Source organism: Sphingomonas morindae, assembly GCF_023822065.1.
GTDB lineage: Bacteria > Pseudomonadota > Alphaproteobacteria > Sphingomonadales > Sphingomonadaceae > Solisphingomonas > Solisphingomonas morindae.
Genome location: NZ_CP084930.1, coordinates 1273506 through 1286191 on the forward strand (window position 1 = coordinate 1273506; position 12686 = coordinate 1286191).

At 69.9% G+C, this 12686-nt stretch carries 8 protein-coding genes; 4 read left to right on the forward strand and 4 right to left on the reverse strand.

Features of this window, described 5'->3' with window-relative positions; translation table 11 throughout:
* Nucleotides 1-32: 32 nt before the first annotated feature.
* The gene (gene treS / locus LHA26_RS06245; protein ID WP_252167865.1) at nucleotides 33-3230 is read right to left on the reverse strand and encodes a maltose alpha-D-glucosyltransferase; all 3198 of its coding nucleotides are present in this window, start codon (nucleotides 3228-3230) and stop codon (nucleotides 33-35) included.
* Nucleotides 3227-6109 carry a maltotransferase domain-containing protein gene (locus tag LHA26_RS06250; protein WP_252167866.1) on the reverse strand — a complete coding sequence of 961 codons (2883 nt, stop codon included), beginning with the start codon at nucleotides 6107-6109 and terminating at the stop codon, nucleotides 3227-3229. Before LHA26_RS06250 ends, treS begins: the two co-directional genes overlap by 4 nt.
* Before the next feature lie 115 nt (nucleotides 6110-6224).
* Between LHA26_RS06250 and LHA26_RS06255 the strand changes: the two genes are divergently transcribed.
* Genes LHA26_RS06255 through LHA26_RS06265 form a run of 3 tightly spaced genes read left to right on the forward strand, consistent with a single transcriptional unit; the run spans nucleotide 6225 to nucleotide 8818 of the window.
* Nucleotides 6225-7247, forward strand: a complete 1023-nt coding sequence (locus tag LHA26_RS06255; protein ID WP_252167867.1) for an adenosine deaminase — start codon at nucleotides 6225-6227, stop codon at nucleotides 7245-7247.
* 9 nt (nucleotides 7248-7256) lie between these two features.
* Complete coding sequence (locus LHA26_RS06260; protein ID WP_252167868.1) at nucleotides 7257-7775, forward strand: phosphoribosyltransferase; 519 nt, start codon at nucleotides 7257-7259, stop codon at nucleotides 7773-7775.
* The gene (locus LHA26_RS06265; RefSeq protein WP_252167869.1) at nucleotides 7772-8818 is read left to right on the forward strand and encodes a nucleoside hydrolase; all 1047 of its coding nucleotides are present in this window, start codon (nucleotides 7772-7774) and stop codon (nucleotides 8816-8818) included. Before LHA26_RS06260 ends, LHA26_RS06265 begins: the two co-directional genes overlap by 4 nt.
* Here the strand turns inward: LHA26_RS06265 and LHA26_RS06270 are convergent.
* The gene (locus LHA26_RS06270; protein ID WP_252167870.1) at nucleotides 8815-9492 is read right to left on the reverse strand and encodes a tetratricopeptide repeat protein; all 678 of its coding nucleotides are present in this window, start codon (nucleotides 9490-9492) and stop codon (nucleotides 8815-8817) included. The genes LHA26_RS06265 and LHA26_RS06270 overlap by 4 nt on opposite strands.
* Nucleotides 9493-9621: 129 nt before the next feature.
* Between LHA26_RS06270 and LHA26_RS06275 the strand changes: the two genes are divergently transcribed.
* Nucleotides 9622-11256: a Na+/H+ antiporter gene (locus LHA26_RS06275; RefSeq protein WP_252167871.1), complete on the forward strand. Its 1635-nt coding sequence runs from the start codon at nucleotides 9622-9624 to the stop codon at nucleotides 11254-11256.
* Here LHA26_RS06275 and LHA26_RS06280 read toward each other — a convergent pair.
* Nucleotides 11253-12641: a TIGR03013 family XrtA/PEP-CTERM system glycosyltransferase gene (locus tag LHA26_RS06280; protein ID WP_252167872.1), complete on the reverse strand. Its 1389-nt coding sequence runs from the start codon at nucleotides 12639-12641 to the stop codon at nucleotides 11253-11255. The two genes, LHA26_RS06275 and LHA26_RS06280, sit on opposite strands and share 4 nt — an antisense overlap.
* Between the last annotated feature and the right edge of the window lie 45 nt (nucleotides 12642-12686).

Consider the following 12686-nt stretch of genomic DNA (forward strand, 5'->3'; position numbering starts at 1 on the left):
GCGGCGCCGAAACTATCTTCGTTAAGTACGATTCAGCCACCGGCCGCCCCTAGCAGCATCCGCGCCACCCGGGCCAGCCCCGCGATCGGCACGCCGATCCAGTCGGGCCGGTTGGCGGCTTCGTAGCGCACTTCATAGGCCGCCTTGTCGATGAGATACAGCTGGAGCAGCGCGCCGATCTCGGGCTCGCTCTCGCCGGTATAGCCGGTCAGGAAGGTGCGCTGCGCGCGCACCCGGAAATCGGCGTAGCGCTCGTCGGTCCGCACCGCCTCGGCATCGGCCTCCGCCGGGCGCTGCCGCTGGGCGACGGCGGTGGCATAGGCGAAGGAGCGCAGCACGCCCGCCACGTCGCGCAGCGGATGGTCCTTGGCGCGGCGCTCGGCCAGGCTGCGTGCGGGCTCGCCCTCGAAATCGATCAGCATGATGTCGCTGCCCGTCACCAGCATCTGGCCGAGATGAAGGTCGCCATGGATGCGGGTGCGATATTCGCCCTTGGCCAGCCGCGCCGCCGCGCGCAGATGCGCGACGATGGCCTGGTGCTGGTCGCGCAGGAAGGCGGCATCGTCCAGCGTGTCCGCCAGCGCGGCGATCGGTTCCAGCGCCGCCTCGAAGCCGGCCACCACGCGATCCGCCAGCGCCCCCGCCTCGGCCGCGCCGAAGGGTTCGGGGGCGAAGGCGGCATCGTCGGTCGGCCGCGCCAGAACGCGATGCATCTCCGCCAGCCGCCGCCCCAGCGTGCAGGCGAAATTCTCGTAATTGGCGAGGCTGTCCTCGTCGTCGCTCGCCAGCCGGTCGAGCACGCCGAGCGTCCATTCCCAGCCATCGCCCTGGTTGTGGACATAGGCCTGGGCAAGCATCACCACGCTCTCCTCGCCGCCTTCCACCAGCCGCGCATCGCCCAGCACCGCCGGCACATGGGCGAAGCCGCCGGCGGTGAGATAGCGCACCATCTCGATCTCGGGATGGATGCCGGGCGTGATCTTGCGCAGCAGCTTGAGCACCGCCGCCTCGCCGATCAGCAGCGTGCTGTTCGACTGTTCGGCCGAAAGCCAGTGCGGCGGGGTTTCGGGATCGATCGCGAAGCCCTCATAATGGGTGAAGCGCAGCCGGCCCTCGCCGCCGGTCGGCAGGTCGGCGCCGTCGCGCATCGCCTCGACCATCCGGCCGGCGAAGGCGTTGACCGCGAAGCCGTCGGTCAGCAGCCCCACGGTGCGTCCGCGCCGCACCCGCGCCAGCGCGAGATTGGAGGCGTAGCGGCCCGGCTGCTCGCCTTCCCAGACAATGCCGAAGGGCAGCATGTAGCGGCCCGTGCCCGATCCGGTCTCCACCTCGATCGCGGCGAGCAGCAGGTCGGGCTCGTTCGGCACCGCCGCCGACCAGGCCAGCCGGGTCGCGACGATCGCCTCGTCCTTGGCGCCGAACCAGCGCCGCTGCGGCACATAGGCGGGGAGTATGTCCTTCTCGAGCACGCCGCGATTGGCGCCGAGCGCGATATCCGCCAGCGCCGGACGCAGTACGAAGGTATAGCGCTCAATCTCCAGCCCCGGCGCGGTGGAGGCCCATTCCGGCCCCTCCCCGGCATCGGCGAGGCGGAACCAGTAGAAGCCGTAAGGCGGCAGCGTCAGCATGTAAGGAAGCTGTCCGATCGGCGGGAAGGCGGCGCCGCCCGTCATCTCCACCGGCACCCGCCCCTCGAACTCGGGCATCATCAGCTCGACCGCCTGGGCGGTGCGGCTGAGATTGGCGACGCACAGGATCGCCTCCTCCTCATATTCGCGGAAATAGGCGAGCACCTTGCGGTTGGCGGGACGGAGGAAGCGCTGCGCGCCGCGTCCGAAGGCGCGATGCTGGCCGCGCACCGCCAGCATGCGCTTGGTCCAGTTGAGCGGCGAGTGGCGGTCCACCTGCTGGGCTTCGACGTTGATCGTCTGATAGCCGTAGAGCGGATCCATGATCGGCGGCAGGGTGAGCGCCGCCGGATCGGCGCGGCTGAAGCCGCCATTGCGATCCATCGACCATTGCATCGGCGTGCGGACGCCATCGCGATCGCCCAGATAGATATTGTCGCCCATGCCGATCTCGTCGCCATAATAGAGCACGGGCGTGCCGGGCATGGAGAGCAGCAGCGCGTTCATCAGCTCGATGCGGCGGCGGTCGCGCTCCATCAGCGGCGCCAGCCGGCGACGAATGCCGAGATTGATCCGCGCCCGCCGGTCCGAGGCATAGGTGTTCCACAGATAGTCGCGCTCGGCGTCGGTCACCATCTCGAGCGTCAGCTCGTCATGGTTGCGCAGGAAGATCGCCCATTGGCAGGTTTCCGGAATGTCCGGCGTCTGGCGCATGATGTCGGTGATCGGGAAGCGATCCTCCTGCGCCACCGCCATGTACATGCGCGGCATCAGCGGGAAGTGGAACGCCATATGGCATTCGTCCGCGCGTTCGCCGAAATATTGCTGCGTATCCTCGGGCCACATATTGGCCTCGGCCAGCAGCATCTTGCCCGGCCACTTGGCATCCAGATGCGTGCGGATCTTGCGCAGCACCTCGTGCGTCTCGGGCAGATTCTCGTTGGAGGTGCCGTCGCGCTCGATCAGATACGGGATGGCGTCGAGCCGCAGCCCATCCACGCCCGCCTCGCACCAGAAATCCATCACCGAAAGCACCTCCCGCAGCACGGCGGGATTGTCGAAATTGAGGTCCGGCTGATGCGAATAGAAGCGGTGCCAATAATAGGCACCGGCTTCCTCGTCCCAGGTCCAGTTGGATTTCTCGGTATCGAGGAAGATGATGCGCGTGCCGGAATAGAGCTTGTCGTTATCGGACCAGACATAGAAATCGCGTTCGGGGCTGCCCGGGGGCGCCCGGCGCGCGGCCTGGAACCAGGGATGCTGATCCGATGTGTGGTTGATCACCAGCTCGGTGATGACCCGGATATTGCGCGCATGCGCCGCGGCAATGAACGCGCGCGCGCTCTCCATCGTACCGTAATCCGCCGAAACGTCGCGATATTCGGCGATGTCATAGCCATCGTCCCGGCGCGGGCTGGGATAGAAGGGCAGGAGCCAGATCGCCGTCACGCCGAGATCGGCGATATAGTCCAGCTTCTCGAGCAGGCCCTCGAAATCGCCGATGCCGTCATTATTGGCATCGAAGAAGCTCTTCACATGGAGCTGGTAGATCACCGCATCCTTGTACCAGAGCGGATCGTCGGCGCGGGGCAGATCGGTCATGCCTGGCCTCCCTGCGGCGCGATGCGCCAGATCCTGTAGGGCTCGTCCGGCTCGAGGCGGATCGTCTGCGTCTTGCCGTGCCAGTCGAAGCGGTAGCCGCGCGCCAGATCCTCGACCGCGACGCTGCCATGATCGGGCAGATCGAATTCCCAGAGCGGCACCTCGAAGCTGCCCTCCTGCGGCGCGTGCGGATCGAGATTGACGAGCACGAGGATCATGCCGCCGCCTTGCGGCTCGGGCTTGGCGTAATAGAGCATGGCGTCGTTATCGACCTTGAGGAAGCGGGTGTTGAGGTGGGTCTGGAGCGCCGGATGGGCGCGGCGCAGCCCGTTGAGCAGCGTGATGTCGGCGACGATGTTGCCGGGCGCGGCCCAGTCGCGCGGGCGCAGCTCATATTTCTCGCTGTCGAGATATTCCTCCTTGCCGGGCAGCGGCGCCGCCTCGCACAGTTCGAAGCCCGAATAGACGCCGAACAGGCCCGACAGCGTCGCCGCCAGCACCGCGCGGATGCGGAAACCGGGCCGACCTGAGGTCTGAAGGAAATAGGGGTTGATGTCCGGCGTGTTGACGAAGAAGTGCGGCCGGTAGAATTCCTTGGGCGCCTCGGTCGTCAGCTCCTCCAGATAGTCGGTCAGTTCCTGCTTGGTGTTGCGCCAGGTGAAATAGGTATAGCTCTGCGAGAAGCCGATCTTGGCGAGGCGGTACATCATCGCGGGGCGGGTGAAGGCCTCGGCGAGGAAGATCACCTCCGGGTGCCGCGCCCGCACATCGCCGATCATCCATTCCCAGAAGGGCAGCGGCTTGGTGTGCGGATTATCGACCCGGAAGGTCTTCACCCCCTGCTCCACCCAGAGCAGCACCACGTCGCGCAGCGCCTGCCACAGGCCCGGCACCGCGTCCGGCCCGTAGAAATCGACATTGACGATGTCCTGATATTTCTTCGGCGGGTTCTCGGCATATTTCATCGATCCGTCCGGCCGCCAGGCGAACCAGCCGGGATGCGCCTTGAGCCAGGGATGGTCGGGCGAGCATTGGATCGCGAAATCGAGCGCGATCTCCAGCCCATGGTCGCGCGCCGCGGCGATCAGCCGGGCGAAATCCTCGAAGCTGCCCAGCTCCGGATGGATGGCATCATGGCCGCCCGCCTCCGAACCGATCGCATAGGGGCTGCCCGGATCGCCCGGCGCCGGGGTGAGGCTGTTGTTCGGGCCCTTGCGATTGGCGCGCCCGATCGGGTGGATGGGCGGAAAATAGAGCGTGTCGAACCCCATGTCGCGGATCCGCGGCAGATGCGCGATGACATCCTCGAACCGCCCGTGGCGGCTGCGATCGCCGCTCATCGAGCGCGGGAAGATCTCATACCAGCTCGAGAAGCGCGCCTCGAGCCGCTCGGCATCCACCAGCTGCTCCGAGGAGACGAGCCGGTGCGGGCGGTCGTCGGCGGCGGCCATGCGCGCGGCGAGCGCGGGATCGAGCAGCAGCGCGGCGCCGTCCGCGCCCGGCGCGTCGAGCCGCGCCACCCAATCGCCGAGATCGGCGCGGGCGGCGGCCTCGCGCACCAGCCTCTTGCCTTCCTCGTGATCGACGAGCTGGGCGACGCCGGCGTCGAGCTTCTTGGCGAAATCGCGCCGGAAGCCGCCGAACCGATCGAGCCAGGCCTCGATCCGGAACAGGTGCCGACCCAGCCGCTCCAGCGGGAAGGCGCCGGTCCAGAGATCATTGGGCTGCGCGGTGAGCGGGGCGGACCGCCATTCGCTCTCATCCAGCGGCCGCCACTGCACCTCGGCGGCGAGCTGCTCATGGCCGTCGGCATAGATGGTAGCCGACACCGCCAGCGTCTCGCCGACCACGCGCTTGACCGCGAAGGCGCCGCCGCTCACCGCCGGGGCCACGGCCTCGATCACCAGGCGCGGCCAGTCCGCCGCCGCCTCGGCGTCCTCGGCGGGAGCGAAGCCGATGGGCGCGGTGCGCGCGAGCGGCACCACCCGCACCTCGCCCGCGCCGAGCGGATCGAGCGACGGCAGCGCGAAGCCGCTTCCCAAGGCCGGCAGCACCAGATCGGCGGCGGGCACGGGCTCGGGCGTGTCGCGCCGGTTGAACAGCAGCAGCGCCGCGTTCTCGGCGGTCCGCACATCCTCGGCGCTGCGCAGCAAGGCGGTGACGGGCGCCTCGCTGTCGGTCAGGCGGCGCAGCCGCGTGCCCGCGGGAAGAGGCTGCGCGCGCATCGCCGCCAGCTGATCGGCCAGCGCCGCATCCGCGAAGACCGAGGCCGGCAGGATCGCGTCGCCCAGCGCCACCGCGCCCAGCACCCGCCGCCGCGCGCCGATCGGATCGTCCGCGCCGCGCAGCTGGTGCGGCCGCACCTCCACCAGCACGGGCTTGAGCGCCGCCAGCGCCGCCATCTCCTCGGCGAACCAGGGGGCGCTATAATCCCACCAGCCATAGGAGGCGATCAGCGCATCCACCGCCGCCAGCCCATGGGCGGTGGCGCGGGCATAGCCGAACGGGCCGGCCCAGAGGCGGAGTTCGGGCAGGCGCTCGCGCAACAGGCGTGCGATATCGTGCACCCGCTCGGCGGCGATCCTCTCCAATCCGGCGAGACGCACGCCGGTGGCGCCGCGATCGACCAGCGCGCGCACCCGCTCCACCAGCAGATCGGCCGAGACATGATCGATCAGCCCGCGCTCCAGATCGATCTCGACCACCGCCTCGCGCCCCGCCTCGCGGATGCGGGCGAGCGTGCCGGCCACCGCGTCGACCCCGCCGGGCAGCGCGCCGCCGGGAACCAGCAGCCCGTCGAGCCCGGCCTGGAGCGCGGCCTCGAGGGCCGGATCGGCGGCATCGGTAAGCGTGGCGTAGAGGCGGGGGGGAAGGGGCACAATCTCTCTCGCTGGCTGCGTCACGGGACCGCGGGTCAACACCTTGTCGCGGCTCCGCGTTCCTTGGTCGTCGCCCGGCCTTGCATCGGACGCGCCGGAGCGCGATCATGCGGCGATGCAGCACGATCCCGCTCTCGACCGCTTCATCCTCGCCTTGCCCAAGGCCGAGCTGCACCTCCATATTGAAGGCAGCCTCGAACCCGAGCTGATGATGGCGCTGGCGCGGCGCAACCGCGTCGATCTGCCCTTCCGCACCGTGGAAGAGGTGCGCGCCGCCTATCAATTCTCGCGGCTCCAGGATTTTCTGGACATTTATTATCAGGGCGCGGCGGTGCTGCGTACGGCGGAGGATTTTCGCGATCTCGGCCGCGCCTATTTCGATCGCGCCGCCGCCGACTCCGTGCGCCACGCCGAAATCTTCTTCGATCCGCAGACGCACACGGCGCGCGGCATCCCGATCGGCATCGTCATGGAAGGGCTGCTCGCGGCGGTCGAGGAGGCGCGCGTCCGCCACGGCATCACCGGCGGGCTGATCCTCTGCTTCCTGCGCCATCTCGACGAGGAAGAGGCGTTCGCCACCTTCCGCGCCGCCGAACCTTGGCTGGATCGGCTGCTGGGCGTGGGCCTCGATTCGTCGGAGCTGGGCCACCCGCCGGCCAAGTTCGCGCGCGTCTTCGCCGCCGCCGGCGCGGCCGGGCTCAAGCGCGTGGCCCATGCCGGCGAGGAAGGGCCGCCCGCCTATGTCACCGAAGCGCTGGACCTGCTGCAGGTCGATCGGCTCGATCACGGCAATCGCGCGCTCGAATCGCCCGAACTGGTCGCCCGGCTGGCGCGCGACGCGATGACGCTCACCGTCTGCCCGCTCTCCAACCTCAAGCTCTGCGTGGTCGACGCGATGGACGCGCATCCGATCGACCGGATGCTCGCGCTCGGCCTGCGCGCGACGATCAATTCCGACGATCCCGCCTATTTCGGCGGCTATGTGGCGGACAATTACCGCGCGGCGGCCGCCGGACGGGGGCTGGACCGGGCGGCGCTGGGGCAGCTGGCGCGCAATTCCTTTCTCGGCGCCTTCCTGCCCGAAGCCGATCTCGTACAGCATCTTTGCGCTCTCGACGCCTTTTTGACCGCCCATTAGGGTTGCCGCATGACTCCCATTCTCGCCCCGATCAGCGCCGATGCCTTCCTCGCCGACGTGATGGCGCTCGCGCAGCAGGTCTCCGCCAAAAGCTGGCGGCCGCGCTTCATCATCGGCGTCGGCCGGGGCGGACTGGTGCCGGCGGTCTATCTCAGCCATGCGCTGGGGCTGCCGATGCTGTCGGTGGATATCTCCAGCCAGGTGCCCGACTTTGCCGACGGGCTGCTGGTGCGGCTCGCCGAACGGACGCGCGCGGGCGAGACGCTGCTGGTGGTGGACGACATCAATGATACCGGGCGCACCATCGCGCATCTGCGCGGCGCGCTGGCCGGAGCGGGCGCGGATGCCAATGCGGTGCGGTTCGCGACGCTGATCGACAATATCCGGTCGGTCGAGCGCGTCGATTATGCGGCGCGCAGCATCGATCGCGCGGTGATGAAGGACTGGTTCGTCTTCCCGTGGGAAGCGGTCGCCTCGCGCGATGCGATCACGGCCGACGCGGCTTCGGTGCCCGAGCGTACCGCGTGATCCGGCGGCTCGCGGCGCTGCTCCTCGCCGCCCTCCCGCTCGCCGCCGCGCCCGCCGCCGCCGCTGCGCCGGCGCCGCTCCCGGTCATCATCGACAATGACTGGTCGGTGGCCGGCGGCGCCATGGCGATCATGCCCGTGCTCGCCTCGCCCCGGCACCGGCTGCTCGGCCTCACCGCCGTGATCGGGGACAGCTATGTGCCGGAATCGACCGCGCACACGCTTGATTTCCTGGCGCTGATCGGGCGCACCGATATCCCCGTTCTGGCCGGCGCCAACCAGCCTTTGCTGCGCAGCAAAAGCGAGCTGGCCGGCTGGGAGGCGCGCTTCGGCGCCCTGCCCTATCGCGGCGCCTGGGCCGATCCCAAGCCAGGCGATCCGGCGCCCCCGCCGGTGCGCCATCCCGCGCTGCGCGTCGCACCCGGCACCGCCGCCGAATGGCTGGTGGCGCAGGCGCGCGCCCATCCCGGCCTGTCCATCCTCGCCGCCGGCCCCTTGACCAACATCGCGCTCGCCACCGCGCTCGATCCGCAGTTCGCCAGCCATGTGGGGCGGCTCGTCATCATGGGCGGGATGGTCGATACCGACATGGCGCGGCTCACGCGCAGCGCCAATTTCTTCACGGACTTCAACTTCCTGTTCGATCCCGAAGCGGCGGACGCGGTGCTGCGGGCCGGCTTTGGCGATGTCGTGATCGTCGGCACCGTCAGCAACGAGACGCTGCTGACCAAGGACCATGTCGCGCGGATCGCGGCGCTCGGCACCCCGCTCGCGCGCTATTACGCGCAGACCGCCTGGGTCGGCCTGCCCCTGTGGGACGAGCTGGCCGCCGCCATTCTCGTCCGCCCCGATCTCGTGACCCGCAGCACGACCGGCTGGATGCGCGTGAACACCGATGGCGGCATGGATTATGGCCGCGCCCATGTCTGGCCCGAGGCAGGCCGCCCGCACCGCGGCGAGGGCCGCGTGACGATCGTCGAGCAGGTCGATCTGCCCGGCTTCTACGCCCTGTTCGATCGGGCGCTGGGGCTCGCCGGCCGCTAGCTAGCGGTTCGTGCGGTCAGCCGGGCCAGATCGCGGCGCAGCAGCGGATTGTCGGGATCGATCGCTGCCGCGCGGCGCAGCAGCGCGAGCGCGCGCGGCGTATCGCCGCGCTTGAGCGCGACCAGCGCGGCGGCGCGGAGCGGCACCGCGCCCGCCGGATCGACCCGCCGCGCGATCGCGGCGCCGCGCGCCGGACGGCTGCGGCGCGCCCGGGGGCGCGGCGGCGGCGCCGGCGCCTCGCCGGGGATGCGGACGATCGTGCCCGGCGCGAGCGCCGCCGGCACCCGCGCGCCATTGTAGCGGGCAAGCGCATAGGCTTTGAGCGGCGTACCCAGGAAGCGCGTGGACAGCGTGACATAGGTGTCGCCGGGCTTGGCGGCATAGGCGAAGCTGCGCGGCCCGAGCAGATCCAGCGGCGCACGCTCCAGCCCGTCGAGCAGGACATGCGCCTCGGGATCGGCGGGATCATGCGCCAGCAGCGCCGCGAGCCGCGCGCGCGCGGTAACGACATCGCCCCGGATCAGGGCGTCCTGCGCCGCCGCGAGCGTCGTCGGGCGATCGAAGGCGGCGGGCGCGATGGCCGGCACCACCGCCACGGGCGCGCGCTGCGCGCACCCGGCCGGCAGCAGCGCGGCGAGCGCCAGCAGCGCGACGGAGGCGAGAGCATTCCGCATCCCCCGCGCTTAACCGATGATCGAAAACGGGAGGTTAACGTGCCCTAGGGAACGTCATCCCGGCCGCCGCGCTTGATGGGCAGGCCCGGCCCCCGGCGGCGAGGGCCGATCCCGAACGAGAGAGCCGCCATGGAAGCCTTCACCGTCGCCCTGATCCTGCTCGTCGCGGTCGCGGCCAGCGCGGCGATCGGCCGCATGGTGCCGGCGGCGATCCCGACGCCGCTGGTGCAGATCGCGGTGGGCGGCGCGATCGGGCTGCTCGCCAATATCCGGGTGGAGCTGGACCCCGAGCTTTTCTTCCTCGTGCTGCTGCCGCCGCTGCTGTTCCTCGATGGCTGGCGGCTGCCCAAGGATTCGCTGCGCGAGGACGGGCCGATCATCATCGAGCTGGCGCTGGGGCTGGTGGTGTTCACCGTAATCGGCGCGGGCTTCTTCATCCATTGGATGGTGCCGGCGCTGCCCATGGCGATCTGCTTCGCGCTCGCCGCCGTGCTCTCGCCCACCGATCCGATCGCCGTCTCCTCGATCGCGCAGCGCGTGCCGGTGCCGCCACGGCTGATGCATATCCTGGAAGGCGAATCGCTGTTCAACGATGCGTCTGGGCTGGTCTGCCTGCGCTTCGCCATCGCCGCCGCGGTCACGGGGCATTTCTCGCTGCGCGAGGCGGGGCTGGATTTTCTCTGGTCGGCGCTGGCCGGGCTGGCACTCGGCGCGGGGCTGACGATCGTGGTGATCCGCGCCAAGGGCTGGCTCACGCGCCATTTCGGCGAGGAGCCGGGCGCGCAGATCCTGGTCAGCCTGTTACTCCCCTTCGGCGCCTATCTGCTGGCCGAGCGGGCCGGCGCCTCGGGTATTCTCGCGGCGGTGGCGGCGGGGGTCGCCATGTCCTTCGCCGAACGCAATGGCCGGGCGGGCGCGGAAACGCGCCTGCGGCGCACCTCGGTATGGGATGCCATCCAATTCTCCGCCAACGGCATCGTCTTCGTCCTGCTGGGCGAGCAGATGCCGGGGATCGCCGCCGGCGCGATCCGCGCGGTGCAATCCTATGGCGGCCGCACCGGCTGGTGGCTCGCCTGCTATGTGGTGGCGATCACGCTGGTGCTGGCGGCGCTGCGCTTCTGCTGGGTGTGGGCGTCGCTGCGCCTCACTTTGTTGCGGCGGCGCGATCAGCGTCCGTTCCGCAGCTCGGACCTGCGGCTGGTGGCGGCGACGAGCTGCGCCGGGGTGCGCGGGGCGATCACGCTCGCCGGCATCCTCACTTTGCCGCTCACCCTCGCCGATGGCAGCCCGCTGCCCGGCCGCGACTTCGTCATCTTCCTCGCCGCCGGCGTGATCCTGCTGTCGCTGCTGATCGCCACCGTGGCGCTGCCGCTTTTGCTCAAAGGGCTGGTGCTGCCGCCCGATCGCGACGCCGAGCTGGCCGAGCAGCATGTCCGCGCCCAGGTATACCAGGCCGCGCTCCGCGCCATCCAGAAGGCCGAGCGCGCCCATGCCGATGCGCGCGACGCGCCGCTCTACCAGGAGGCGGGCGCGCGGCTGGCGGAGTTTTACGCGCGGCGCGTCGCGGTGCGTGGCGAGGACAGGGACCCGGCCGAAACGCGCCAGCTCGATCGGATCGAAAGCGAGCTGCGGCTCGCCGGCCTACGCGCGGCGCGGCGCGAGGCGCTCCGGCTGGCGCGCGGCCGCGAGGCGGGCAGCCTGCTCGTCCGCCGCATCGTCCGCGAACTCGATCTGCTCGAACTCCGCTATGGCGGCGGCGCCTAGCGCGCGCCCGCCGGCCAGAGCAGCACCCGCAGCGTCTGGAGGAGGATCAGCAGATCGAGGAAGGGCGTGTAGTTCTTGGCGTAATAGAGATCATATTCGAGCTTGTTGCGGGCATCGTCCAGGCTCGCGCCATAGGGATAGTTGATCTGCGCCCAGCCGGTGATGCCCGGCTTCACCATGTGCCGCTCGGCATAATAAGGCAGCTGCTGCTCCAGCGCCTCGACGAACTGGCGGCGCTCGGGCCGCGGGCCGACAAAGCTCATCTTGCCCGCCAGCACCACCCAGATCTGGGGCAGCTCGTCGATGCGGACCTTGCGGATGAAGCGGCCGACGCGGGTGATGCGCGGATCATTTTCGGCCGCCCACACCGCCTGGCCGGGGATCTCGGCATCCTGCCGCATCGAGCGCAGCTTGATCACCTCGAACTCGTCGCCGAACAGGCCGACCCGGCGTTGGCGGTAGAAGGCGGGGCCGGGGCTTTCCAGCCGCACCACCACCGCCATGATCAGGATCACCGGCGCCGCCACCACCAGCAGGATCAGGCTGGCGGCGATATCGAACAGCCGCTTCGCCACCGAGGAGAGCAGCCGGCCCGAGGAGAAGCCGTCGGAGAAGATCAGCGAGCTGGGATTGGCGGTGGCGAGATCGATCCGGCCCGTCTCGCGCTCAAGAAAGCTCGCAATGTCGTAGACCTGCACGCCGGTCGTGCGGATGCGCAGCAGATCCTGGAGCGGCAGCGCGTTGCGCCGCTCCTGCAGCGCCAGCACCACCTCGCTCGCCTTGAGGTTGACGACATGATCGGACAGGCTGGCGATGGCGGCGCGGTCAATCGCGCCCGGCACCGCGTCCGGCCCATCGCTCATGCCGACAAAGCCGCAGAGCAGAAAGCCCGCGCCCGGCTTGGCCGCGAGGCTCCGCAGCCGCGCCGCGCGCGCGCCCGCGCCCAGCACCAGCACGCGCCGCTTGAACGCATCCGAGCCGATCATCGAGCCAAGCAGCAACCGCGCGAAGGTGAGCAGCGTCGGCGCCAGCAGGGCGGCGTAGAGCGCGTTCGAGCGCCACAGCGTCAGCCCCGGAACGAGGAAGGACAGCACCGCCAGCCCGACGACGCCGAGCGCGACCGCCACGATCAGCCGCACCGCCGCGAACCGCACCGAGCGCAGCGCATCGACGCCATAGACGCCGACCGACACCATCGCCACCTGCACCGCCAACACGAAGGACAGCAAGGGCCCCAGGCGCGTGGCGAGCGGCGTCACCGTCATGCCGATCTGATGCGCGCGTACCACCCAGGCGGTTTCCGCCGCGGCGGCGAGCAAGGCGGCGTCGATCGCTCCGAGCAGCAGCACCGCATGCGGAATATAATGCCTGAACAACCGGATCACGCCCACGCCCCTTCACGCGACCACGTCTTGGCCCGGGCGCGTGGT